The organism is Pseudomonas sp. FBCC-B545, from assembly GCF_059134095.1.
In genome coordinates this window covers 48,013-71,888 of record NZ_CP101441.1, presented here as the reverse complement: position 1 = coordinate 71,888, position 23,876 = coordinate 48,013, and the positions used below count along the sequence as shown (strand labels likewise).

At 60.6% G+C, this 23,876-nt stretch carries 21 protein-coding genes; 12 read left to right on the top strand and 9 right to left on the bottom strand.

All coding sequences use genetic code 11. The features are described from left to right. Positions 1-69: 69 nt before the first annotated feature. From NMB39_RS00345 to NMB39_RS00335, 3 genes are read left to right on the top strand one after another with little or no spacing between them, the layout of a single operon-like run. The gene (locus NMB39_RS00345) at positions 70-708 is read left to right on the top strand and encodes an FMN-binding negative transcriptional regulator (protein ID WP_494339729.1); all 639 of its coding nucleotides are present in this window, start codon (positions 70-72) and stop codon (positions 706-708) included. Beyond that, the gene (locus NMB39_RS00340; RefSeq protein WP_494339730.1) at positions 705-1,151 is read left to right on the top strand and encodes a GNAT family N-acetyltransferase; all 447 of its coding nucleotides are present in this window, start codon (positions 705-707) and stop codon (positions 1,149-1,151) included. The genes NMB39_RS00345 and NMB39_RS00340 overlap by 4 nt, the downstream gene beginning before the upstream one ends. Positions 1,152-1,161: 10 nt before the next feature. Then, complete coding sequence (locus NMB39_RS00335) at positions 1,162-1,833, top strand: GNAT family N-acetyltransferase (RefSeq protein ID WP_057023283.1); 672 nt, start codon at positions 1,162-1,164, stop codon at positions 1,831-1,833. A 68-nt stretch (positions 1,834-1,901) separates the two neighbouring features. Here NMB39_RS00335 and NMB39_RS00330 read toward each other — a convergent pair whose 3' ends face one another. Then, the gene (locus NMB39_RS00330) at positions 1,902-2,804 is read right to left on the bottom strand and encodes a homocysteine S-methyltransferase family protein (RefSeq protein ID WP_057023282.1); all 903 of its coding nucleotides are present in this window, start codon (positions 2,802-2,804) and stop codon (positions 1,902-1,904) included. A gap of 114 nt (positions 2,805-2,918) precedes the next feature. On the opposite strand from NMB39_RS00330, the gene NMB39_RS00325 reads away from it, so the two are divergent. The 3 genes from NMB39_RS00325 to NMB39_RS00315 all read left to right on the top strand — a co-directional run bounded on the left by NMB39_RS00325 (position 2,919) and on the right by NMB39_RS00315 (position 5,999). Continuing rightward, complete coding sequence (locus NMB39_RS00325; protein WP_057023281.1) at positions 2,919-3,740, top strand: ABC transporter substrate-binding protein; 822 nt, start codon at positions 2,919-2,921, stop codon at positions 3,738-3,740. Beyond that, positions 3,737-4,507: an amino acid ABC transporter permease gene (locus NMB39_RS00320; RefSeq protein WP_198720111.1), complete on the top strand. Its 771-nt coding sequence runs from the start codon at positions 3,737-3,739 to the stop codon at positions 4,505-4,507. Before NMB39_RS00325 ends, NMB39_RS00320 begins: the two co-directional genes overlap by 4 nt. A 202-nt stretch (positions 4,508-4,709) precedes the next feature. Then, a complete protein-coding gene (locus tag NMB39_RS00315; protein WP_494339731.1) occupies positions 4,710-5,999 on the top strand; it encodes an autotransporter outer membrane beta-barrel domain-containing protein in 1,290 nt (429 codons plus the stop codon). 83 nt (positions 6,000-6,082) lie between these two features. Here NMB39_RS00315 and oadA read toward each other — a convergent pair whose 3' ends face one another. Both oadA and NMB39_RS00305 read right to left on the bottom strand, forming a co-directional pair. Further along, positions 6,083-7,891, bottom strand: a complete 1,809-nt coding sequence (gene oadA, locus NMB39_RS00310) for a sodium-extruding oxaloacetate decarboxylase subunit alpha (RefSeq protein ID WP_494339732.1) — start codon at positions 7,889-7,891, stop codon at positions 6,083-6,085. Between the two features lie 11 nt (positions 7,892-7,902). Beyond that, complete coding sequence (locus tag NMB39_RS00305) at positions 7,903-9,318, bottom strand: acetyl-CoA carboxylase biotin carboxylase subunit (protein WP_003195732.1); 1,416 nt, start codon at positions 9,316-9,318, stop codon at positions 7,903-7,905. Positions 9,319-9,513: 195 nt separating this feature from the next. On the opposite strand from NMB39_RS00305, the gene NMB39_RS00300 reads away from it, so the two are divergent. Further along, positions 9,514-10,488, top strand: coding sequence for a LysR family transcriptional regulator (locus NMB39_RS00300; RefSeq protein WP_057023278.1), 975 nt, complete (start codon positions 9,514-9,516; stop codon positions 10,486-10,488). On the opposite strand, the gene NMB39_RS00295 is transcribed toward NMB39_RS00300, so the two are convergent. From NMB39_RS00295 to NMB39_RS00285, 3 genes are all read right to left on the bottom strand, one after another. After that, positions 10,418-10,615: a PA3496 family putative envelope integrity protein gene (locus tag NMB39_RS00295; RefSeq protein ID WP_080889045.1), complete on the bottom strand. Its 198-nt coding sequence runs from the start codon at positions 10,613-10,615 to the stop codon at positions 10,418-10,420. The genes NMB39_RS00300 and NMB39_RS00295 overlap by 71 nt on opposite strands. A gap of 211 nt (positions 10,616-10,826) precedes the next feature. After that, positions 10,827-11,693 carry a transcriptional regulator HexR gene (gene hexR / locus NMB39_RS00290; protein ID WP_003177007.1) on the bottom strand — a complete coding sequence of 289 codons (867 nt, stop codon included), beginning with the start codon at positions 11,691-11,693 and terminating at the stop codon, positions 10,827-10,829. A gap of 164 nt (positions 11,694-11,857) precedes the next feature. Continuing rightward, a complete protein-coding gene (locus tag NMB39_RS00285; protein ID WP_124356355.1) occupies positions 11,858-14,731 on the bottom strand; it encodes an EAL domain-containing protein in 2,874 nt (957 codons plus the stop codon). Between the two features lie 279 nt (positions 14,732-15,010). Here NMB39_RS00285 and uvrD point away from each other — a divergent pair, with 279 nt between their 5' ends. From uvrD to NMB39_RS00270, 3 genes are all read left to right on the top strand, one after another. Beyond that, complete coding sequence (gene uvrD / locus NMB39_RS00280; RefSeq protein ID WP_057023276.1) at positions 15,011-17,194, top strand: DNA helicase II; 2,184 nt, start codon at positions 15,011-15,013, stop codon at positions 17,192-17,194. A 225-nt stretch (positions 17,195-17,419) separates the two neighbouring features. Then, the gene (locus NMB39_RS00275; protein ID WP_057023275.1) at positions 17,420-18,292 is read left to right on the top strand and encodes a Tim44 domain-containing protein; all 873 of its coding nucleotides are present in this window, start codon (positions 17,420-17,422) and stop codon (positions 18,290-18,292) included. Positions 18,293-18,427: 135 nt separating this feature from the next. Further along, entirely contained in the window at positions 18,428-18,835 is a 408-nt protein-coding gene (locus NMB39_RS00270; RefSeq protein ID WP_057023274.1) for an SMI1/KNR4 family protein, read from the top strand. An 89-nt stretch (positions 18,836-18,924) separates the two neighbouring features. Here NMB39_RS00270 and NMB39_RS00265 read toward each other — a convergent pair whose 3' ends face one another. Next, a complete protein-coding gene (locus NMB39_RS00265) occupies positions 18,925-20,682 on the bottom strand; it encodes a cation:proton antiporter (RefSeq protein ID WP_057023273.1) in 1,758 nt (585 codons plus the stop codon). A 296-nt stretch (positions 20,683-20,978) separates the two neighbouring features. Here NMB39_RS00265 and NMB39_RS00260 point away from each other — a divergent pair, with 296 nt between their 5' ends. Next, positions 20,979-21,464 (top strand): acyl-CoA thioesterase, encoded by a 486-nt coding sequence (locus NMB39_RS00260; protein ID WP_043048172.1) that lies wholly within the window; start codon positions 20,979-20,981, stop codon positions 21,462-21,464. 42 nt (positions 21,465-21,506) lie between these two features. On the opposite strand, the gene pdxY is transcribed toward NMB39_RS00260, so the two are convergent. Next, complete coding sequence (pdxY, locus tag NMB39_RS00255) at positions 21,507-22,379, bottom strand: pyridoxal kinase PdxY (RefSeq protein ID WP_057023272.1); 873 nt, start codon at positions 22,377-22,379, stop codon at positions 21,507-21,509. Positions 22,380-22,496: 117 nt separating this feature from the next. Here pdxY and NMB39_RS00250 point away from each other — a divergent pair, with 117 nt between their 5' ends. Continuing rightward, the gene (locus tag NMB39_RS00250; RefSeq protein ID WP_057023271.1) at positions 22,497-22,892 is read left to right on the top strand and encodes a DUF3301 domain-containing protein; all 396 of its coding nucleotides are present in this window, start codon (positions 22,497-22,499) and stop codon (positions 22,890-22,892) included. On the opposite strand, the gene NMB39_RS00245 is transcribed toward NMB39_RS00250, so the two are convergent. Next, a complete protein-coding gene (locus NMB39_RS00245; RefSeq protein ID WP_057023270.1) occupies positions 22,886-23,848 on the bottom strand; it encodes a CobW family GTP-binding protein in 963 nt (320 codons plus the stop codon). The genes NMB39_RS00250 and NMB39_RS00245 overlap by 7 nt on opposite strands. Between the last annotated feature and the right edge of the window lie 28 nt (positions 23,849-23,876).

The window sequence follows — 23,876 nt, the reverse complement described above, 5'->3', positions numbered from 1 at the left end:
GCGCTAGATGGCTCTTACAACGAACCATTAGCCTGCCTAGGATGCAGGCATTCGCCAAGGAAAATTTCCATGTACACACCTCGCGCCTTTGCCCTCGACGATTTGCCCGAAATCCAGCAATTGATCCAGCATACGCGCCTGGCGCAACTGGTGACCTTTGGTGAGCAAGGCCTGCAAGCCAGCCACCTGCCGCTGCTGCTCAACCCCGATGAAGGCCCCCATGGCACCCTCTACGGGCACTTGGCCAAGGCCAATCCCCAGTGCAAAGACCTGCAAGACGGCAGCGAAGCGTTGGTGATCTTTGCCGGCGCCGACGCCTACATCAGCCCATCGTTCTACCCGGCCAAGGCCGAGCACGGCAAGGTGGTGCCAACCTGGAATTACATCGCCGTGCATGCCTATGGCAAGCCCGAAGCGTTTACCGACGCCGAGCGTCTGCTGGCCGTGGTTACCGCGTTGACAGACCGCCATGAAGGCAACCGCGCCCAGCCGTGGAAAGTCAGCGACGCCCCGGCCAACTACATTGACGGCATGCTCAAGGCCATCGTCGGCTTTGCCCTGCCGATCGAACGTTTGGTAGGCAAGCGCAAACTCGGCCAGAACCGCAGCCAGGCTGACATCAACGGCATTCGCGAGGGCTTGGCCACCAGCCTCGACGTGCGCGACCAGACCCTCGCCCGCTTTATGCCCCAAGGAGTTTTAGAATGAGCCCGATCGACATCCGCCCGGTCACCGCCACTGATCACGCCGCCTGGTTGGCGCTGTGGCAAGCGTATTTGCAGTTCTACAACACTGAACTGCCGGAGGCCGTCAGCCTCAGCACCTGGCAACGCTTGATCGACGCCAGCGAGCCGACCCACTCGGCCCTGGCCTGGCAAGACGGCAAGGCCGTGGGCATGGTCAACTTCATCTACCACCGCTCCAACTGGAGCATCGAGAACTCCTGTTATCTGCAGGATTTGCTGGTAGTTCCGTCACAACGCGGCAGCGGCGTGGGCCGCCAGTTGATCGAGTACGTCTACGCCACCGCCAAGGCCGATGGTTGCTGCAAGGTGCATTGGCTGACCCACGAGACCAACGCCACCGCGATCCAGCTCTACGAACGCATCGCCGAACGCCCAGGCTTCATCCAATTTCGCCAAGGTCTTTAAGGAGCGCAATATGTCCACTTCCCTCGCCGACTGGAAAGGCGTCCCGGCCCCCACGGCTCAACTGCTCGAAGGGCGCTTTATCCGCCTGGAAAAACTCGACCCGGCGCGCCACGGCGATCAACTGTGGCAAGCTCTTGAAGGCCCCGGTGCCGACCCGAAGTTGTGGGACTATTTACCCTACGGCCCATTTCCAGAGCGCAGCGCCTTCGATGCCTGGCTGAACAACCATGCAGCCGGTAGTGACCCATATTTCTTCAGCGTGATCGACCGCGCGACCGGCCAGGTCCAAGGCATCCTCAGCCTGATGTCGATCGTGCCCGAGCAGGGCCGCATCGAGATCGGCCACGTCACCTTCGGTGCTTCGATGCAACGCTCGCCCAAAAGCACCGAAGCGGTGTACCTGTTGGCCAAGTATGCCTTCGAGCAGGGCAATCGCCGCCTGGAATGGAAGTGCAACAACGCCAACGCCCGCTCCAAGTATGCGGCCGAGCGCTTGGGCTTCAGCTTTGAAGGCGTGTTCCGCCAGCATACGGTGGTCAAAGGCAGGAACCGGGATACCGCGTGGTATTCGATCATCGATTCGGAATGGCCAAAGGTAGGCGCAGGGTTTGAGGCATGGCTATCGGAGGCGAACCAGAGCGGCTCGGGCCAGCTGAAAACCCTGGCCGAATGCCGGACCTAGGCCTCACAACCCATACAAAACCAAATGTGGGAGGGGGCACCCCCTCCCACACTTTGAAGTGCGGTAAATCAGTTGGTCAGGCGCTGCGCCAGCACCGCAATATGCTCCGGCCCGATGCCACAGCACCCGCCCAAATGGCTGGCGCCACGCACCTGCCAATCAGCAGCCCAATGCAGGTAACCTGGCGGGTCGAGATCGTCGCGTAACGGGTCCAGGCCGTCGTTGGCCGTGGCTTCCTTGGGTTGCGGCGGGAAGGCGTTGGCATAGGCGCCGATCTGGATCGCTACACCCAATCGCTCGAAGGTTTCACGCGCCGCATCGATCGCTGCACCGATCACTTCCGGCTGGCTGCAATTGAACAGCAACACCTGCACGCCCAACTGCGCGGCAGCCTCGGCCGCCTCCGTCACTGGCTCGCCGGAGCGCAGGCGTGGTACGTCGTCGGTGTCTTCGTCTTTCAAGGTAAACGACAGCCAAAATGGCTTGCCGTCCTGCGGCAGGCCGGCATGAATCGCTCGTGCTTCAACGATTGAGCTCTGGGTTTCCGCCAGCCACAGGTCGACGTGAGGAGCCAAGCCTTGCACCAGTGGTGTCAGCAACTCGCTGACCCGTTCGGCCTGGAACAAGTCGGGGCGATAAGAGCCAAACAGCGGTGGCAATGAACCGGCGACCCGTACCGCTTTGCCGGATGCATCCACCGCCCGTCGCGCCAACTCACCGGCCAGTGCCGCCAGCGCCTTGCCTTCGGCGGCGAATCGCTCTTCGCCGATATGAAACGGCACCACCGCATAGCTATTGCTGGTAATCACGTTGGCGCCGCTGTCGATATAGGCCGCATGCACGGCCTCCACTGCTTGCGGCGCTTCGCTCAAGGCCAGGGCCGACCATTCCGGCTGGCGGAACGGTGCGCCACGGCGTTGCAGTTCACGGCCCATGCCGCCATCGAGAATTACTGTGTTAGCTGCGCCCATATGCTTTTTACTCATATGCTTATGAAAATAACTCACTATGAGAGTCGTTCTTATAACTATTTAATGCGTACCATTCGGTTAATAACAACCACTTTTTTATTCAGGTGCTCGATTTTGAAATTCAGACTGCTGCAGGCCCTCGGCCTGACGATGTTGGCCGCTTCCACCCAAGCCTTTGGCGGCGTCACCCTGGACCGTATCGAGCAGAAAAAAGAGTTGGTCGGCGTGTTGATGGAAAGTTACCCGCCGTTTTCATTTCTCAACGAGCAGAACCAGCTCGACGGTTTCGACGTGGACGTGGCCAAGGCCGTGGCGCAAAAACTGGGGGTGAAACTGCGCCTGGAAACGCCGTCGTGGGACGTGATCGCCGCCGGCCGCTGGAGCGGGCGCTACGACATTTGTATCTGCTCCATGACCCCGAGCAAGGCGCGTGCCGAGGTGTTCGACTTCCCGGTGCAATACTATGCCTCGCCCGCCGTGATCGTGGTCAATGCCAAGGATGATCGTATCCACGAAGCCAAAGACCTGAGCGGCAAGAAAGTCGGTCTCACCAGTGCCTCCAGCTACGAAAGTTATCTGAACAAGAACCTGGTGATCGAGGGCGCCGAAGATACCCAGCTGCAGTATCCGTTCGAGGATGTGCAGATCGCCCCGTACGACACCGACAACGTGGCGTTCCAGGACCTCGGCCTGGGTGCGGGCGTACGCCTGGATGCGATCCTTACCAACCTGGTGACCGCGCAGCCGCGCCTGACGCAAGATAAACGCTTCAAGCTCGCCGGCACGCCGTTGTATTCGGAGCCCAACTCGGTAGCCATCGAGAAAGGCGACGCGCAATGGGACAGCAAAGTGCGTGAGGTCTTCGCCGAGCTCAAACAGGACGGCACCTTGAGCAAGTTGTCGCAAAAATGGATCGGCGCCGATATCAGCCAATGAGCTTTCGTATACGGCTATACCTGACCTGGGCGGTACTGTTTGCACTGTTTGCCAGTTTTTTCCTGAGCTTTGACCTGAAGTTCTCGATCATCCTCGACAAGCTGCCCAACCTGGTCGGTCTGCACCTGGCGCCCAACGGCTTTGTGCAAGGTGCGGCGCTGACGCTGTTTCTCTGCCTGTGTGCCATAGTTGCCTCATCGGTGCTGGGCTTTATCACGGCGCTGGGGCGCCTGTCGAAAAGCGCAGTGGCGTTTGGCATTGCCAGTTTCTACGCCTCGTTCTTTCGCGGCACACCGCTGCTGATCCAGATCCTGCTGATTTACCTGGGCCTGCCGCAACTGGGCCTGGTGCCAGGCGCCATCGTCGCCGGGATCATTGCGTTGTCGCTGAACTATGGCGCGTACCTGAGTGAAATTTTCCGCGCCGGCATCCTCGGCGTCCCCCATGGTCAACGCGAAGCCGCGCTGGCGCTGGGCATGCGCGACAGGGAGATCTTCTGGCACGTCACCTTGCCCCAGGCTATGCGCACCATCATCCCGCCAGCCACCAACCAGTTCATCTCGATGCTCAAGGATTCGTCGTTGATTTCGGTGATGGGGGTATGGGAAGTGATGTTCCTGGCGCAGTCCTATGGCCGCTCCAGCTACCGCTATATCGAGATGCTCACCACGGCGGCGATCATTTACTGGGTGATGTCATTGGCCCTGGAGCTGATCCAGGCGCGTATGGAGCGGCATTTCGGCAGAGGTTATGTGCGCCGCGGTTGAGGTTGCGCCTGCCTGGACCACGCCCATCTGGTCGCAAGGCCGCGTTCAGCGATTTCACGGTCTGATAATGCTGTCGAGCCCATGAGTTTTTAATCGCATCTCACTGAAGACAACTCCCGCAAACCAGCGGTCAATGGCCTGACAGTTATCGTCCCGCGCCCCCGCTAAATTCCCGGCCTCATTCATCAGAGGTTGGGAATTCATGCCCTTTACACTGCAAAGAATCGCGATAGTCATCAGCCTTGCGGCAGCCGCAAGTTTTCAACCTGTGCACGCGCGCGGCGATATCGAATATCGGTCACCCTACGACGCCGCTCCCGCTCAGTGGGAGTTCATGTCCGGGTTCGGCGCCCCGCCCATTCCTCCGCCTTTCGACGGTTTCCTTACGCAGCAGGCCACCTCGCACAATGGTCTGCAAGTCGCCAAGGTGCTGGAACCGGCCTTGATTCAGCTGGTTGCATCCGGCGAGATGAGCGCCGAAGAGCTCAAGGACATGCAGAAAAAACTCGACCAACTGAGCAAACAGCCCGGAGGCATCGGTGCAGTCCTTGAGCAATTGGCCGGTAGTCAAAACGCCAACCTGGCCGCCGCGACCCAACGCACCACGCAGCACCTGAGCAGCCAATTGCTCTCCACCTTGCGCACACTGCCTACTGACGACGCTGGCCACTTCTGGGTGCAGGGCCTGGGCAATGGCGGCAGCCTTGGTTCACAACACGGCAGTGCTGGCTTGAAACACGATACCCAAGGCCTGCTGCTGGGTGCCGACTGGGCAATCGACCCAGCCTGGCGGGTAGGTGTCATGGGCGCCAAAACCTCCAGCCGCTTAGACGCCTCACGTTTCGCCGCCGATCTGGACAGCTGGCACCTGGGCGGCTATGCCGTGCGCCAGGATGGCCCATTGGCCCTGCGCCTTGGAGCGATCTACAGCAACCATGCCGGGCAGAACAAGCGCAGCGTCAGCCTTCTGAATTACGCGGAGTCGCTCAAAGGCAGCTACAAAGCTCACAGTCAAACGCTGTTCTCCGAACTGGGCTATCAACTGGGCAGTGGCGATTCCAGCGTCGAACCCTTCGTTGGCCTCGGTTACCAGCGCTACCAACGCGAACGCTTCAAAGAAAGCGGCGGCTTTACCGCGTTGAATGTCGGCCCACAAACCCAACGAAACCTGAACAGCACCCTGGGCCTGCGCCTGGCGACGGTGTATCAGTTCGACAACAAGATGAGCCTCACGCCCCACCTGAGCACCAGTTGGAAACACCTCTATGGCGACGTCGCCAGCCAGGTCCGCCAATCCTCGCGCTATGCGCCGGCCCTGATCGATGCGTTCAGCATCACTGGTACGGCCCTGGACCGCGACAGCCTGGACCTGCAAGCCGGCCTGGACCTGACCTTCTCGACCCAACACAGTGTCGGCCTGGCCTATACCAGCCAAAGCGGCAACCACGGTCGCGACCAAGGCCTGATGGGCCAGTGGAAGGTGAGCTTCTAACGCTGCCGAACGCTCAATAGCGGGCAAAAAAAAGGGGGGCACCTGCCCCCCCGAGGATTAAACGTTAGCCTCGAAGGCTGTAATCAGCCTTCGATCTCGATCAGGATTTCGCCAGGGTTGACCCGGTCGCCCTTGGCCACATGAACGGCGGTCACCTTGCCGGCAATCGCTGCCTGCACTTCGGTTTCCATCTTCATGGCTTCGGTAATCAGTACAGCCTGGCCAGCCTTGACCACATCGCCTTCCTTGACCAACACGTCGACGATATTGCCCGGCATCGCCGTGCTCACATGGCCCGGCTCGGTGGCGTGCTCGCGCTTGCTGCCGCCGCTGCTGACAAACTCATTGAGCGGTTCGAACACCACTTCTTCCGGCATGCCGTCGATGGACAGGTAGAAGTGGCGCTTGCCTTCGGCCTTCACCCCCACGCCGGTGATGTCGACGCGGTAGCTTTCGCCATGCACATCGATGACGAATTCGGTCGGCACACCTTCGCCGCCGGCACGGGCCACGCCGCCGGCTTCCGGAATCGGCAGCAGCACTTCCGGTGCCAGGGTGCCCGCGTCGCGCTCTTCAAGGAATTTACGCCCAATGTCCGGGAACATGGCATAGGTCAGCACGTCTTCTTCGGACTTGGCCAACGCGCCGATTTCGCCGCGCAGCTTGGTCATTTCCGGCTTGAGCAAATCGGCCGGACGCACGTCGATCACTTCTTCGCTGCCGATGGCCTGGCGACGCAGTTTCTCGTTCACGGTGCCGGGCGCCTTGCCATAGCCGCCTTGCAGATAGAGCTTCACTTCGTTGGTGATGGTCTTGTAGCGCTCGCCGGCCAGCACGTTGAAGAACGCTTGGGTGCCGACGATCTGCGAGGTCGGGGTGACCAGTGGGGGGAAGCCCAGGTCTTCACGCACACGGGGGATTTCGGCCAGCACTTCACTCATGCGGTTGAGGGCGCCCTGCTCTTTCAACTGGTTGGCCAGGTTGGAAATCATCCCGCCCGGCACCTGGTTGACTTGCACGCGAGTGTCGACCGCGGTGAATTCGCTTTCAAACTGGTGGTACTTCTTGCGCACTGCATAGAAGTAAAGGCCGATCTCCTGCAGCAGTTCCAGATCCAGGCCCGTGTCGAATTCGCTGCCTTTAAGCGCGGCGACCATCGACTCGGTACCCGGGTGGCTGGTGCCCCAGGCGAAGCTGGAGATGGCGGTATCGATATGATCGGCACCGTTTTCGATGGCCTTGAGCTGGCACATCGCGGCCAAACCGGCGGTGTCGTGGGAATGGATAAAAATCGGCAGGTTCTGTTCGGCTTTCAGCGCCTTGACCAGTTCGCCGGTGGCGTACGGGGTCAGCAGGCCGGCCATGTCCTTGATCGCGATCGAGTCGCAACCCATGGATTCCAACTGCTTGGCCTGGGCCACAAAAGCCTCGACGGTGTGCACCGGGCTGGTGGTGTAGGCGATGGTGCCCTGGGCATGTTTGCCAGCGGCCTTGACGGCTTCGATAGCCACACGCAGGTTACGCACGTCGTTCATGGCGTCGAAGATACGGAACACGTCGATACCGTTAACCGCCGCCTTGGCCACGAAAGCCCTCACCACGTCATCGCTGTAGTGGCGGTAGCCCAGCAGGTTCTGGCCGCGCAGCAGCATTTGCAGGCGCGTGTTGGGCAACGCGGCGCGCAGTTTGCGCAAGCGCTCCCACGGGTCTTCCTTAAGGAAGCGCACGCAGGCATCGAAGGTCGCGCCGCCCCAGACTTCCAGGGACCAGTAGCCGACTTTGTCGAGCTTGTCGCAGATCGGCAGCATGTCGTCGGTGCGCATGCGGGTGGCCAGCAACGATTGGTGGGCGTCGCGCAGGATGGTGTCGGTTACGAAGATCTTTTTAGTCATTGGAATGTTCCTCACAGGCCTGCGTGGGCGGCGATGGCGGCGGCGATGGCCAGGGCCAGCTCTTCGGGTTTGCGCTTGATCGAGTAGTTGGTCAGCTCAGGGTGGCTTTCCACGAAACTGGTGTTGAACTGGCCGCTGCGGAATTCCGGGTTGCGCAGGATTTCCTGGTAGTAGGCGGCGGTGGTCTTCACGCCTTGCAGGCGCATGTCGTCCAGGGCTCGCAGGCCGCGGTCCATGGCCTCTTCCCAGGTCAACGCCCACACCACCAGTTTCAGGCACATGGAGTCGTAGAACGGCGGGATGGTGTAGCCGGTGTAGATCGCCGTGTCGGTGCGTACGCCGGGGCCGCCGGGTGCGTAATAACGGGTGATCTTGCCGAAGCTGGGCAGGAAGTTGTTCTTCGGGTCTTCGGCGTTGATACGGAACTGCAACGCGAAACCACGGTGCTGGATATCTTCCTGTTTCACCGACAGCGGCAGTCCCGAGGCTATGCGGATCTGCTCACGCACGATGTCGATCCCGGTGATTTCTTCGGTGATGGTGTGTTCCACCTGCACCCGGGTGTTCATCTCCATGAAGTACACCTCGCCCTCGGCGAGCAGGAACTCCACGGTGCCGGCGTTCTCGTAGCCAACGGCCTTGGCGGCGCGCACCGACAGGTCGCCGATATAGGCGCGCTGTTCGGGGGTCAGCTGGGGGCTTGGAGCAATTTCGATGAGTTTCTGGTTGCGACGCTGGATCGAGCAATCACGCTCGAACAAATGCACCACGTTGCCAAAGCTGTCGCCGAGGATCTGCGCCTCGATGTGCTTGGGATTGACGATGCATTTTTCCAGGAACACTTCCGCCGAACCGAACGCCTTGGTGGCTTCGGAGATAACACGGGGGAAGGCTTGTTCGAGCTCTTCGCGGCTGTTGCAACGGCGGATGCCACGACCGCCGCCACCGGAAGTGGCCTTGAGCATCACCGGGTAACCGATGCGGTCGCCTTCGGTGAGGGCTTCATGGATGTCAGCAACGTTGCCTTCGGTGCCCGGCGTAACCGGCACACCGGCCTTGATCATGCTGCGGCGCGCTTCGGTCTTGTCGCCCATGCGGCGGATCACTTCGGCCGACGGGCCAATGAACTTGATCCCGCGTTCGGCGCAGATGTCCGCCAGTTCAGCATTTTCTGACAGGAAGCCATAGCCGGGGTGCAGGGCGTCGCAACCGGTTTCCACCGCCAGGTTCACCAGCTTGCGCGGGTTCAGGTAGCCGGCCAGGGGCTCGGCACCAATGCTGTGAGCCTCGTCGGCACGCTTGACGTGCAACGCGTGGCGGTCGGCGTCCGAGTAGACCGCGACCGAGCGAATGCCCATCTCGGCGCAGGCACGTACGATTCGTACGGCAATTTCACCACGGTTGGCGATCAGGATCTTTTTTATCACTTGGAAATTCCCTTGAGCCGATTGCTGCGTCTTCGACCTGATGGAACTGGGTCGGCGCGTGACCAAATGTTTCATGACAGTCGCGAGACACACACTAAGCCCGTCAAGGGATTAACAAAAATCAATAATTATTGGGTCATGCATAAGTAAAGACTTATAGTTGGCCGGATAGCCTGGGGTGAAGGGAGGTAAATGATGCGTAAGTCACTGATGAGACTGACATTACGTCAATTGCAGATCTTTCATGAGGTCTGCGATCTGCGCTCCTACAGCCGCGCAGCCGAGGAAATGTCCCTCACGCAACCCGCTGTCAGCCTGCAGATTCGCCAGCTGGAAGAGCTGATCGGCCAACCGCTGTTCGATTATGTTGGTAAAAAACTTTACATGACCGAGGCGGCCGAAGCCCTGCAGCGCGCCAGCCGCGATATCTTCGGGCGCTTGGAAAACCTCGATATGCAGCTATCGGACATGCAGGGCTCGCTGCAGGGCCAGCTGAAACTGGCGGTGGAATCGAGCGCCAAGTATTTCGTGCCGCACCTGTTTGCCGCCTTCAAGCGCCAGCATCCGGAAGTGCAATTGCATCTGACCGTGGTCAACCGCGCCCAGGTCATTCGCCGGCTTTCGGATAACCGCGATGACCTGGTTATCATGTCCATGGTGCCCCAGGACATGGGCCTGGAGTTCCTGCCGTTTCTCAACAACCCGATTGTCGCCGTAGCGCTGCCAGATCATCCGTTGAGCTTGCAAGGGCCGCTGCGCCTGCAAGACCTGGAGCCTTACACGCTGCTTATCCGCGAACCGGGCTCCGGTACACGGCTGGCCTGCGAGGAGTACTTCAAGGAAAAACGCGTGCATTTCACTCAGACGGTAGAAGTGGCGTCGGCCGAGGCGCAGCGTGAGTGCGTGGTCGCAGGTTTGGGTGTGGCCCTGCTGACGCGCCACGCCTTGAACCTGGAACTGGCCACCGGCGGGCTCAAGGAGCTGCCGGTGGAAGAACTGCCGCTGTACCGCAGTTGGTGCCTGGTGCAGGCCAAGGCTAAACGCCTGTCACCAGTGGCTCACGCGTTCCTGGGCTTTATCCGCAGCGAACGGGTGCAGATCAGCGCGTTGGCTGAGCGTTTCGCTGGGCGGCCACGGGTGCCTGCCAATGGAGTTCCGGGTAGTCAGTGATGCTCTGGAGCAACTGGCGCTCTTCGCAACGGTCTTCGATGGCGCGACGGAACGCCATGCGGCGCTGGTCTTCCTGCTGACGACGGGTCTTGACGGTGCTGTTGCTGTCTTCGTAGTGCCGGGTCATTTGGAGTCTCCCAATGCGAGTACGGGGGAGTACAGGGTGGACGCGGGGGATGACGGGGCGATGACAGCCTGATGAAGATTCTGGACACACAATAGATTCCAATGTGGGAGGGGGCTTGCTCCCGATAGCAGTGGGTCAGTCAATGAATGGGTGATTGACACTCCGCTATCGGGAGCAAGCCCCCTCCCACATTTTTTACTGTGTACAATTTTTAGTCGTCGAGGGCTTTGACGGATTTGGGCGACAGGCGCAGGCTGCGCAAGCTGCGCTTCACGCTCTTGAGGTGGTTGACCAGGCTCGGGCCACGGGCCATGGCCACGCCCATCGCCAGCACGTCGATCACCACCAGATGAGCGATGCGCGAGGTCAGCGGCGTGTAGATTTCGGTGTCTTCATGCACGTCGATCGCCAGGTTCACCGTGGACAACTCCGCCAATGGCGTCTGGCTCGGGCACAGGGTAATCAGCGAAGCGCCGCTCTCACGCACCAGATTGGCGGTGATCAGCAAATCTTTGGAACGACCGGACTGGGATATACAGATCGCCACGTCAGTGGGCTTCAATGTAACGGCCGACATTGCCTGCATGTGCGGGTCGCTGTAGGCCGCAGCCGTCAGCAGCAGGCGAAAGAACTTGTGCTGGGCATCGGCCGCCACCGCGCCCGAGGCACCAAAGCCATAGAACTCGACGCGCTGGGCCTGGGACATGGCAGTTACGGCTTTTTGCAGCTCCACCGGGTCGAGCTTCTCGCGCACTTCCATCAGGGTATGCAAGGTGGTGTCGAAGATTTTCAGGCTGTAGTCGGCAACAGAGTCGTCTTCATGGATCGCAAACTGGCCAAAGCTCGCGCCGGCCGCCAGGCTTTGTGCCAGCTTGAGTTTCAGATCCTGGAACCCGGAGCAGCCAATGGCGCGGCAGAAGCGCACGATGGTCGGCTCACTGATGCCCACGCTGTGGGCCAGGTCGGCCATGGAACTGTGCATCACGGCCGCAGGATCAAGCAGCACATGATCGGCAACCTTGAGTTCCGATTTGCGTAACAGGTGGCGCGACTGGGCGATATGTTGCAACAGGTTCAAAGGGCAGGACTCTTGTTATTGGCAGGCGCCAGGGATGTAGCAAGCTTGTAGTTATACTACAAGAATTCTCGTTTTGCCCGTTCGATGCATCACTAAATCGCCCTGCTCCCCCTCTGGTTTCAGCGGGCAGGCGCTATGTAGCCATATATTCAGCCTACGCTGCGTTAAGAAAAATCTGCATTTTTGCGTAACAAATCCGCCAGCCCTTCGGCCGGCATCGGCTGGCTGATTAGATAACCCTGCACTTCATCGCACTGCTCACCGCGAAGAAACTCCAGCTGCTGCTGATCTTCCACGCCTTCGGCCACGACCTTGAGCGCCAACCCATGGGCCATGGCGATGATTGCCCGGGTGATCGCCGCATCCTCACGCCCCTGGCCAAGGCCACGGATAAAGGTCTGGTCGATCTTCACGTAGTCCACCGGAATGCGCTTGAGGTAGCTCAGGGACGAATAACCCGTGCCAAAGTCATCGATGGCCAGTTTCACCCCCAGGTCGCGCAACTGCTGGAAGGTGGCAATGATGTGTTCAACGCTGTCGAGCAACTGGCTTTCAGTCAGCTCCAGCTCCAGGTATTGCGAGTCCAGGCCGGTTTCTTCCAGGACCTGGCGCACCAGGCTGACCAGCTTGCCCTGGCGCAACTGATGCACCGACAGGTTGACCGATACCCGAATCGGCGCGAGCCCCTGACGCTGCCACTCACAAGCCTGCCAACACGCCTGGCGCAGCACGAACTCGCCCAGCGGCACGATCAAGCCGGTTTCTTCGGCCAGGCCGATAAAGTCCCCCGGCGGCACCATGCCCCATTGCGGATGCTCCCAGCGGATCAGCGCCTCGGCGGCATTCAGCTTACCGGTGGCCAGGCACAGTTTAGGCTGGTAGAACACACTCAGATGACGCTCCTCGATGGCTTTACGCAGGTGGTTTTCCAGCTGCAAACGTTCTAGGGTGCTGGCTTGCAGACTGTCGGTGTAAAACTGGAAATTATTCCCGCCCAAGTGCTTGGCGTGCTGCATGGCCATATTCGATTGGCTGACCAGCGCAGAAATTTCCCGCGCATTATCCGGCAGCAGACTAACCCCCATTGAGGCGCTAACCACCAGCTCATGCCCCTCCACCGTCACCGGTACACGCAGTTTTGCCAGCAGCCGCGTCGCCACCCGTGCCAGACTCGACAGGTTGCCGTAGGCGTCGAAGAGCACGGCAAACTCGTCACCGGACAGGCGCGCAATGGTGTCGGCTTCAGGCAACGCGTTGATCAAACGCCGGGCCATTTTCTGCAATAACTGGTCGGCCACTTCATGGCCCAAGCTGTCATTGAGCAACTTGAAGCGGTCCAGGTTGATATGCAGCAGCGCCAGGCTGCGCCCGCCCTGGCGCACACGCTGGTGGGCCTCGCGCAGGCGTTCGCGAAACAGCGAGCGGTTGGCCAGGCCGGTCAGTTCATCATAGTGAGTGAGGTAGCGCATACGCTCCTCGGACTCGCGCCGCGCCGAAAGATCGGCAAAAAAGCCCACGATATGACTGACGTTTCCCCGGACATCGCGCACTACGTTCAGTTGCAGCCACTGCGGGTAGAGCTCACCGTTCTTGCGCGTTTCCACCAACTCGCCCTGCCAGGTACCGTGGCTGAGCAGCGCCTGGCGGATCACCGGGAAGTGGCGTCGCGCATCTCGGCTGCTGGGCAGTTCCACCACATTGCGGCCAAGCATGTCGTCGATGTCAAAACCGGTGACACGGCTGAATGCCTGGTTCACTGCGATCAGCGCGTACTCTGGATCGAGGATCACGATGCCTTCGCTGGCCGCCTCGAACACCGTCGAGGCGAGCCGTTGCTGTTCTTCCAGCGCCTTACTGGCGCTGATGTCGCGGCGCGTGCCGAGCATGCGGGTCACGCGGCCGTTGGGCGCACGCTCCACCGCACGGCCACGGTCCTGGATCCACACCCAATGCCCGTCACCATGGCGCACCCGGTACTCCACCTGATAGTCCTCGCTACGGCCTTTGAGATGCTCCACCAGCGCACGCTTGAGCAGCGGCAGGTCGTCGGGGTGCAGGCGCGGCTTGAGGTGGCTGAGCATCGCCGTGACGTACTCGGGCTCCAGGCCGAACAGCTCCTTGAGTTGGGTGTGGTGGACTTCGTCGGTTTGCAGGTTCCAATCCCACAGTCCCAGTTCGCTGGCTTGCAGGGCCATGGCCAGGCGCGCTTCGCTTTTATTCAGGGCAAGGCTGGCGGCATCCAGCTCCTGGCTGCGTCGCGCCACGCGGTCTTGCAGGCGAACCTGGGCCTCGCGCAAGTCCTGCTCCACCTGGCGGCGCTGCTCGACTTCACGCACTAGTTCCAGGTTCAATTGTTCGCTGCGTTGCTGCGCCTGTTGCAAATGCTCGATCAGGGCCTGGTTCTGGAAGCGTCGCAACAGCCCGTGTTGGATCAGGCGGTTGATTTGCCAGGCCACCAGGCTCAGGGACGCCAGCAGGATCAGGCCGAGCACCCCCCAGCCCTGCTGCTGGGGGGCGCCATTCCAGAACAGATAGGCGATGGCCGGCACCAGGCACGGCAAGGCAAACGACAGGAAGGCCCAAAGGCTCACGGCATAGGCCACGCTGGCCGATAATGAGGCCGCGCCGATCAGGCCAAACACCCAGGCCTGGTGCATAAAGCTGTCGGCGGGCACCAGGGCAATAGCCGCGACGGACAGGGTCAGGCCACTGACTGCCGAGCCGAGCATGAACATACGCCGCCACACCGGTTGGGCCTGGCGGCTGGGCATTGCCGAATCAAAGGCCGCCACCTGAATCACACGCATCGCCACCAGAGCCAGCAACCAGAGCAGCCAGATGCTATCGAGCAGATATTGCTCGGGGTTCCACAGCAACCAGGCACAGACCAGGCCGTTGACCAACATCAGCAATGTCGGCAGCAGCGACCCCTGATATAGCAGGCGTGTGCGCTCGACCGCCATTTCGGTTGCATAGTGTTTACGGATGAGCTGCGCAGGCGCCGCCGAGGGGCCTAACAGGTCGGTGCTAAGGGTCATAGGCGATGTTCTTATAATGGTGAGCCCGGAACGTCGACGGAGCATACACAAGCAAGTGCCTGGGCCAAACTGCTCCAAGTCATAAAAAAACCTCGGCAATGGCCCGCAAACCTTTGGCGCAGACGGCTTGAGCAAGACGCGGCGCGGGCTGCGGCCCATGACCAACCGGTCATCCCCCTCGGCAGAATGTCTGCCCGGTCGACAGCGCTCCGGATGTTTTGCGTCGACCACCTGGCATTGAGATTTGCCCGAGCCCCCTTAGGCCCATAGAATGCGTCGATGCGCGATGATCTCTCTCTTTTGTTGAACTCCCTCAACGATGCCCAACGCCAGGCCGTAGCGGCCCCCGTTGGCCGTCAGTTGGTCCTGGCCGGTGCTGGCTCCGGTAAAACCCGAGTGCTGGTGCACCGTATCGCCTGGTTGATCCAGGTCGAAAACGCGTCCCCACATTCCATCCTGTCGGTGACCTTCACCAACAAGGCCGCTGCCGAGATGCGCCATCGCATCGAGCAGTTGATGGGCATCAGCCCGGCCGGCATGTGGGTGGGCACCTTCCACGGCCTGGCGCACCGCCTGTTGCGGGCGCATTGGCAGGAAGCGGGGCTGAGCCAGACCTTCCAGATTCTCGACAGCGACGACCAGCAACGCCTGGTCAAGCGCGTGATCCGCGAACTGGGCCTCGACGAACAGCGTTGGCCGGCGCGCCAGGCCCAATGGTTTATCAATGGCCAAAAGGACGAGGGCCTGCGCCCGCAGCATATCCAGGCCAGCGGCGATCTGTTCCTGGCTACCATGCGCAGCATTTATGAAGCCTACGAGGCGGCGTGTTTGCGTGCCGGCGTGATCGACTTCTCCGAACTGTTGCTGCGCGCCCTCGACCTGTGGCGTGACAACCCCGGTTTGCTGGCCCATTACCAGAAGCGCTTCCGCCATATCCTGGTAGACGAATTCCAAGACACCAACGCCGTGCAATACGCCTGGTTGCGCCTGCTGGCCAAGGGCGGCGACAGCCTGATGGTGGTGGGCGATGACGACCAGTCGATCTACGGTTGGCGCGGCGCGAAAATCGAGAACATCTACCAGTACTCCGAAGACTTCCCGGACGCGGTGACCATTCGCCTGGAGCAGAACTACCGCTCCACCGCCGGGATCCTCAAGGCCGCCAATGCCTTGATCGCCAACAATACCGGGCGCCTGGGCAAAGAGCTGTGGACCGACGGCGGCGAAGGCGAGGCGATCAACCTGTACGCGGCGTTCAACGAGCACGATGAAGCGCGCTACGTGGTGGAAACCATCGAAAGCGCGCTGAAAACCGGCCTGGCGCGCAGCGATATCGCGATTCTGTACCGCTCCAACGCCCAATCGCGGGTGCTGGAAGAAGCCTTGTTGCGCGAACGCATTCCCTACCGTATCTATGGCGGTCAGCGCTTCTTCGAACGGGCGGAAATCAAGAACGCGATGGCCTACCTGCGCTTGCTCGAGGGCCGTGGCAACGATGCGGCACTGGAGCGGGTGATCAACATCCCGGCCCGCGGTATCGGCGAGAAAACCGTCGAGGCGATCCGCGACCATGCACGCCATGCCGATGTGTCGATGTGGGAAGCCATGCGTTTGCTGATCGCCAACAAAGGCCTGACCGGCCGCGCCGCCGGGGCCTTGGGCGTGTTTGTCGAGCTGATCGAGAACCTGGCCGCCAAGTGCGCCGAAATGCCCCTGCACCTTATGACCCAGACCGTGATCGAGCAGTCCGGGCTGATCGCTTATCACGAAGCGGAAAAAGGCGAGAAAGGCCAGGCCCGGGTAGAAAACCTCGAGGAACTGGTCAGCGCCGCCCGCGCCTTCGAAAATACCGACGAGGACGAAGAGCTGACGCCGCTCGCCGCCTTCCTGGGCCACGCGTCGCTGGAAGCCGGCGATACCCAGGCCGATGAGCACGAAGACAGCATCCAGCTGATGACCTTGCACAGCGCCAAGGGCCTGGAATTCCCCTACGTATTCCTGGTGGGCATGGAAGAAGGCCTGTTCCCCCACAAGATGAGCCTGGAAGAACCCGGCCGCCTCGAGGAAGAACGCCGCCTGGCCTATGTGGGCATTACCCGGGCGATGCAGAACCTGGTGATGACCTATGCCGAGACCCGACGCCTGTACGGCAGCGAAACCTACAACAAGGTGTCGCGCTTTGTACGTGAAGTGCCGAAAGGGCTGATCCAGGAAGTGCGCCTCTCCAACAGCGTCAGCCGCCCGTTCGGCGGTGGTCAGCAGCAAAACTCCAGCACCATGTTCGCAGGTTCCGAGATTCCGGAAACCCCGTTCAGCCTGGGCCAGCAGGTCAGGCATGCGATCTTCGGCGAAGGGGTGATCCTTAACTTCGAAGGCGCCGGTGCCCAGGCGCGGGTGCAGGTGAACTTCGCCGAAGGCAGCAAGTGGCTGATGATGGGCTACGCGAAACTCGAAGCGGTCTGACACGCTTCACCTGTAGGAGCGAGTTCGCTCCTACAGAGAACGGTTCAACATGAAGGTTACGGCTGCTCCCTTGTATTTCACGAGGACGCGCCAATATCTGTAAAACGTCCTACAGACCCTTCGGATTCGGTCTTACGCAAAAGCCCGAAACATTATGCCGCTAGCCACTGTCACGACACCTGTGCAACATGGCGCGCGTGCAATCCACAAATGGGAATTCCCTTTATGAAACGTTTTCTTAGCATCGCCATGGCGTTGTGCATCGGCTTGACGATGAGCCTCGACGCCAACGCCAAACGCTTCGGTGGCGGCAAAAGCTCGGGCGCGGCGCCGACTCACCAGACCAGCCAGATGGCTCCAAGCGCCGGTGCCGGCGGTGCAGCCGCCACTGCGGGCGCAGCCGGTGCCGCTGGCGCTGCTGCCAAGGCCGGCGGTGCTTCGCGCTGGCTGGGCCCTCTGGCCGGTATCGCTGCCGGTGGCCTGCTCGCCTCCATGTTCATGGGCGGCGGCTTCGAGGGCATGCAGATTTTCGATATCCTGATCCTGGCCGTCATTGCTTTCGTGATCTTCCGCTTTATCGCCGCCCGTCGTCGCAAGCAGCAGGAGCACCTGGCTCCAGCCGGCGCGCCAATGCAGCGTGAAGTATTCGAGCAGAAGCCTGCCATGGGTTCGATCTTCGGTGGTTCGGCAGCACCTGCCGCTGCCGCCCGTCCGGTGATCAACGCACCGGCCTGGTTCAACGAAGAGCGTTTCGTCGAAGCGGCCCGCAGCCACTTCCAGTCCCTGCAACAACACTGGGACGCCAACGAAATGGACAAGATCTCCGAGTTCGTGACCCCGCAACTGCTGGAGTTCCTCAAGCGCGAACGTGCCGAGATCGGTGACGCGTTCCAGTCGACCTACATCGACGACCTGCGCGTTCAACTGGACGGTGTGGATGATCGCGCCGACAAAACTATCGCCACCCTGACCTTCAGCGGCGTGTCGAAGACCTCGCGCTTCGACCAGGGCGAAGTGTTCAGCGAAAGCTGGAACATGGAACGTGCCCAGGGCGAGGACCAGCCATGGCTGGTGGCCGGTATCCGCCAGAACGGCTGAAACCTGCACGTTTGAGCAAGCGGTAACAAAAACCCCGGACATGTCCGGGGTTTTCTATTTCACGGTTGCACTTATAGCGAGCTACTGTATAAAACGCCCCTATAAACCGCGCCATCTAGCAAGAGGATCCCGGCCGTGGAAGAAATCATCGAACAATTGCGTGAAGCCAACGAACCGGTCCCGGTTCCTTTGGAGCTGCCTGACGAAGACCAACTGGTGGAAATCGAAGAACAACTGTTCATCGACATCCCGTTTGTCTTCCGCGAATTCCTGCTGACCGTCAGTGATGTGGTGTACGGCAGCCTGGAGCCGGTGACCGTCACCGACCCACAATCCCACACCTACCTGCCAGAGGTTGCCGCCAACGCCTGGGATGCCGGCGTTGATCGCAGCATGATCCCGATCTGCCAGGACGGCGATGACTACTATTGCGTCGAGGAAGACGGCACCGTGGTGCTGTGGTCCGGCGAAGAAGAACTCGTTACCGAAGAAACCTGGGAATCGGTATGGCACTGGGCGCGGGACGTCTGGCTGGAAAGCTGAGGCCTTTGCAGGAGTCGAGCTTGCTCGCGAGAAACCTGAGGGCGCCACTGGTTGTCAGGTTTCCCGCGTTATCGCTAGCACGCTCGCTCCTACTGCGTATCCTTGTGGTTATCCAGCGTTTCCAACAAGGCCACCTGCATCCGCGTATGCACACGGATAAACCAGCGCCAGAGCACCGCCGCCACCGCCGCCGTGACCACGGCGATCAACACCAGCAACTTGTTGGTCGGCAGAATGCTGGCCGACAAGGCTGCCAGTAGCAGGAAGATCACCAGCAGTGACAAGATGGGGATCAGCTCCGCAATCACCCGTCGCACGCGCTGGGTATGCCGCCCGGCCATCTCCGGCTTCACACTCATCTCTGCCAACAACATCGACAGTGCCTTGAGCTTGCGATACGCCGCAATCAGGAACGGCAGCGATAACAGCAGTGCCCCACCCCAGATCAATGCCTTCTGCCAGCTCGGATCACTGATCCATCCCTCCAGGTACCCGCCGATGCGTGCGGCGAAATAACTACCCGCGAAGAAGATCGCGATCACCAGTGCCAGGTTGACCCCTACTTGCAGGATGATCTTGCGAATCATCGAGGCCAGCATCGCCCCCTCGCCCTGAGGCTGGATGCTGCGCAGCCACTCGCCATACATGCCGAAGACCCGGCTCATGCGCTTGGGCATTACCGCTGCGATCTTCAATGACAGTGGATCGGCGCCGCGAATCAGGTAGGGCGTCAGCAGCGTGGTAATCGCCGAAACAGCCACCGCCACCGGATACAGGAAGTCGCTGGTCACCTGCAGGGTCATTCCCAATGCTGCAATGATGAAAGAAAATTCGCCAATCTGTGACAGCCCCATGCCGACCCGCAGCGAAGTGCGGCCATCATTGCCGGCGATAAAGGCTCCCAGGCCGCAGGACAGCATCTTGCCCAGCACCACCGCCACGGTGATCACCGCAATCGGCCAGGCGTATTGCAGCAGGATATGAGGGTCGATCATCAACCCTATCGCGACAAAGAAGATTGCACTGAACATGTCGCGAACCGGCTCGATCAGGCCCTCGATCTTAATCAATTGACGGGATTCAGCCATGATCGCGCCAATCAAAAAGGCCCCGAGCACCATGCTGTATTCCAGTTTCACCACCAACAGGCAGAAACCGAAGCACAAGCCCAGCACGGTGATCAGCAGCATCTCATTGCTTTCAAACTTGGCCACATAAGCCAGCAGGCGCGGCACCAGCAAAATGCCGATCACCAGCGCAACGATCATGAACAAGGACAGCTTGCCGACCGTGGAGAACACCTCGCCGGAGCTGACCGTGCCACTGACGGCGATGCTCGACAGCAAGGCAATGATGCCGATACCCAGGATGTCCTCGACGATCAGCACGCCAAAAATCAGCTGGGCGAAACGCTGGTCTTTCATCTTAAGGTCATTGAGGGCCTTGACGATGATGGTGGTCGAGGAGATCGCCAGGATCGCGCCGAGAAACAGCGAGTCCATGGTGCTCCAATCGAACCAGCGGCCGATCTCGTAGCCGATCCAGATCATCAGGACGATCTCAAGGAACGCCGCGATAAACGCCGTGGCCCCCACTTTGAACAGCTTGCGCAGGCTGAACTCCAGGCCCAGGCAGAACATCAGGAAGATCACCCCCAGCTCGGCCAGGGTTTTGATGGTGTCTTCGTCGTGGATCAGGCCAAACGGCGGAGTATGGGGGCCGATAATGAAGCCCGCGACGATATAGCCCAGTACCACCGGCTGTTTGAGGCGATGAAACAGGATGGTGACGACCCCTGCTACCAGCATGATCACGGCCAGGTCCTGGATAAAGCTGATGGCGTGCATGGCGAGGGGCTCCTTGAGGGTACTGGCGCTTTTCCCACTTCCGGCCGCGCCTTTGTAGGGTCGCAAAGAGCGGAAGGAAAAGTCTGCCTTGAACGTAAGAAAAGCCCTGAGATGGGCTTTTGAAGGTTAACACCGCGACTTCTGCTGAAAAGCCGGTGCAATATATGGAAACAGATCGCCGAGCGCGTGACGGCAAGCCGCCCACTGGCGTCCCGTTAGGGATGGCGCTGCAAAGACTTCAGCACCCGCAGAGGTGCCCCCTCCCCCAACCAATGCCTACAACCCGTGAGTGTGCTATGGAACCCGGAAACGCCCAGCTGTCGATGACGGTATTGATGACCCCTGACATGGCCAACTTCTCAGGCAATGTCCACGGCGGCACGCTGCTTAAGTATCTCGACGAAGTGGCCTACGCCTGCGCCAGCCGTTATGCCGGCCGTTACGTGGTGACGCTGTCGGTGGACCAGGTGATTTTTCGCGAACCGATCCATGTCGGTGAACTGGTGACTTTCCTGGCGTCGGTCAACTACACCGGCAATACCTCGATGGAAGTGGGCATCAAGGTAGTGACCGAGAACATTCGTGAACGCTCGGTGCGCCATACCAACAGCTGCTTCTTCACCATGGTGGCCGTGGACGACCAGCGCAAACCCGCCGCCGTGCCGCCCTTGCAGCCGCAGAACAGCGAGGACAAACGCCGCTTTGTGCAGGCCCAGCAGCGTCGGCAGATTCGCCAGGAGCTGGAAAAGCGTTATCAGGAAATCAAAGACGAAGCGCCTTAGTTCAAAACCTGTAAACCCCCTCCCACACTGGTTTTTGCGTACTTACAGACTGATCGGTGTGGCTTCGAAGCGTACACGAGGATGGGCAATGCGATCCTGGGCCCGCACCAGTTCCAGTTCATAACTGGCGCAGGCCTGGGTTTCCAGCAGCACTTCATGCACTGCCGCGGCGGTGAACTCAAAGGCTGCCACCAGGCTATCGCCCAGCAGCACCCGCGCCAGGAACAGGCCCGACGTCAGGTCGCCCACGCCCACTGGCTGACGCGGGAACGCCAGCAGCGGCCGACGCAAGTGCCAGCTGCCGTCTTCGGTCACCAACAGCATCTCGAAGCCGTCCGGCAGTTTGCCCGGGTAATCCAAGTGCTTGACCAGCACCGCCTTGGGCCCACGTGCCAGCAAGGCCTTGGCCATTGCGAGGCAATCGAACAGCGACTGCGGCTTGCGACCGGCAAAGCTATCCAGCTCCAGCTGATTGGGGCAGAGGAAATCCGCCATGGCTGCGGCCTCATCCAGCAGGAAATCGCTGACCTCCTGTGGCACGATGCAGCCCTTTTCCGGGTGGCCCATCACCGGGTCACACAGGTACAGCGCCTTGGGGTTGATCGCCTTGATGCGGGCGACACCGCTAAGGATCGCGCGGCCTTGAGCTGCACTGCCGAGGTAGCCGGACAGCACCGCATCGCAGTTGCCCAGCTCACCAATCGCGGCAATACCTTCCACCAGCGCCGGAATTTGCTGCGGCGCCAACACTTCCCCCGCCCATTGTCCATACTGAGTGTGGTTGGAGAATTGCACCGTGTTGAGCGGCCAGACGTTCACCCCGACCCGCTGCATAGGGAATACGGCGGCGCTGTTTCCGGCGTGGCCAAAGACCACATGAGACTGGATCGCAAGCAGATGAGGTGTGCGTTTCATGCGGGAGATTTCCGTCAAGCCGTTGAAATTCTGGCCGCGCAGTATGCGACTAAACGCAGCCTGTACGACAGACCGGCGACACAGTTAAGCTGCTCTCACTTTGTTGGAGTTCATGGAATGCTGACCCTGGGAAACATGTTCGTGTTGATGCTGCTGGCGACCGGCGCCGCCTGGGTCTGGCACAACCACGGCCTGCGTGAGCGCGCGCTGGAGCGGGTCAAGCAGCATTGCGCCAAGCTTGATATCGAACTGCTCGATGGTGCGGTGGCACTCAAACGCATCGGTTTCGTCAAGGATGCCAATGGCCGGCGGCGCCTGGCACGTGTCTACACTTTCGAATTCACCGTGACCGGGGAAACCCGGCATGCCGGGATCATTACCCAGTTCGGCGCCCACAGTGCGCAGATCGAGCTGGCGCCCTACCCGTTCGAGGCCAAGGAGCCGTTGCCCACCGCCGAGGTGATCGAATTGAGCCAATGGCGCCAGGACCACGCGACCAAGAACCGTCAGTAACGACAGGCTGCCAGTGCTTCCTGCAAGGTGGCCACATCCTGTGGCTCGCTGAAGATCAATTCAATCCGCGAATCCCGCCGCCATTCGCTGGGTCGCCAAACTAGAGGGCTGTTATCCACAGCGTTGGCCGAGACCCAGCCGTCGACACTGTGGATAACCAGTTTGGCACGCCGCCAGTCGAGGCCTGATAGCCAATGATGCAGACGGCTGATCTCGAATTGCTGGCTCGGGTGCCAACGCCAGCCGATACTCCAGCCGCCCTCCTGGCCCTGGCTCAGACAGATCGGCAGCGCAGGATCACTCCAGATGGCCGGCATTTGCGCCAGCCCCTCAGGGACCTCGAAGTTACCCACAGCGCCTTGGGCCTGCGCATCCAAGCCTGGCAACCGCTCAAGCGGCAATTGCGCCTGGCGTGTCCAATACACTGCGCATGCGGGTAATTGCGCTTCAATCGCCTGACGTTGTGCTGCATCCAGCGCCTCGTCCTTGTTCAGCACCAGCAGGCCGGCGCTGGCCAATGCCTCTTGCTGTGCCTGCGGCAAAGGCTTCCCCACCGCCAAGGCCTGGGCATCCAGCACCAGGACACAGGGCTGTACCGCCAGCACGCCTTGCCATGGCGCCTCTCGCAGCTGTTTGAGCAACTGCATCGGATGGCCCAGGCCCGAAGGTTCGATAAACAACCGATCCGGCTTGGCCTTACGGAGCAAGCGGCTCAGCCCGACCTGGAACGGTGCACCATTCACACAGCACACGCAGCCCCCGGCCACTTCACCGAGGGCGATGCCATCATCGTCTTGGGTGAGCAAGGCCGCGTCCAGGCCGATCTGGCCGAACTCATTGATCAGCACCGCCCAGCGCTCGTTGGCCGGGCGCTGGGCGAGCAGGTGCTGGATCAGGCTGGTCTTGCCGGCGCCCAACGGGCCGGCAATCACGTGGGTGGGAATATTCTGCAGCATGGGAAGCATCATTCAGACCGTGTAGAGA

Bases quoted from the DNA above. Each gene is read 5' to 3' on its own strand.
- NMB39_RS00260 (WP_043048172.1), top strand. From the start codon at position 20,979: ATGGAACCCGGAAACGCCCAGCTGTCGATGACGGTATTGATGACCCCT.
- oadA (WP_494339732.1), bottom strand. From the start codon at position 7,891: ATGACTAAAAAGATCTTCGTAACCGACACCATCCTGCGCGACGCCCAC.
- NMB39_RS00330 (WP_057023282.1), bottom strand. From the start codon at position 2,804: ATGGGCGCAGCTAACACAGTAATTCTCGATGGCGGCATGGGCCGTGAA.
- NMB39_RS00340 (WP_494339730.1), top strand. From the start codon at position 705: ATGAGCCCGATCGACATCCGCCCGGTCACCGCCACTGATCACGCCGCC.
- NMB39_RS00250 (WP_057023271.1), top strand. From the start codon at position 22,497: ATGCTGACCCTGGGAAACATGTTCGTGTTGATGCTGCTGGCGACCGGC.
- NMB39_RS00275 (WP_057023275.1), top strand. From the start codon at position 17,420: ATGAAACGTTTTCTTAGCATCGCCATGGCGTTGTGCATCGGCTTGACG.
- NMB39_RS00320 (WP_198720111.1), top strand. From the start codon at position 3,737: ATGAGCTTTCGTATACGGCTATACCTGACCTGGGCGGTACTGTTTGCA.
- NMB39_RS00335 (WP_057023283.1), top strand. From the start codon at position 1,162: ATGTCCACTTCCCTCGCCGACTGGAAAGGCGTCCCGGCCCCCACGGCT.
- NMB39_RS00315 (WP_494339731.1), top strand. From the start codon at position 4,710: ATGCCCTTTACACTGCAAAGAATCGCGATAGTCATCAGCCTTGCGGCA.
- NMB39_RS00300 (WP_057023278.1), top strand. From the start codon at position 9,514: ATGCGTAAGTCACTGATGAGACTGACATTACGTCAATTGCAGATCTTT.
- NMB39_RS00265 (WP_057023273.1), bottom strand. From the start codon at position 20,682: ATGCACGCCATCAGCTTTATCCAGGACCTGGCCGTGATCATGCTGGTA.
- uvrD (WP_057023276.1), top strand. From the start codon at position 15,011: ATGCGCGATGATCTCTCTCTTTTGTTGAACTCCCTCAACGATGCCCAA.
- NMB39_RS00285 (WP_124356355.1), bottom strand. From the start codon at position 14,731: ATGACCCTTAGCACCGACCTGTTAGGCCCCTCGGCGGCGCCTGCGCAG.
- NMB39_RS00345 (WP_494339729.1), top strand. From the start codon at position 70: ATGTACACACCTCGCGCCTTTGCCCTCGACGATTTGCCCGAAATCCAG.
- pdxY (WP_057023272.1), bottom strand. From the start codon at position 22,379: ATGAAACGCACACCTCATCTGCTTGCGATCCAGTCTCATGTGGTCTTT.
- NMB39_RS00245 (WP_057023270.1), bottom strand. From the start codon at position 23,848: ATGCTGCAGAATATTCCCACCCACGTGATTGCCGGCCCGTTGGGCGCC.
- NMB39_RS00295 (WP_080889045.1), bottom strand. From the start codon at position 10,615: ATGACCCGGCACTACGAAGACAGCAACAGCACCGTCAAGACCCGTCGT.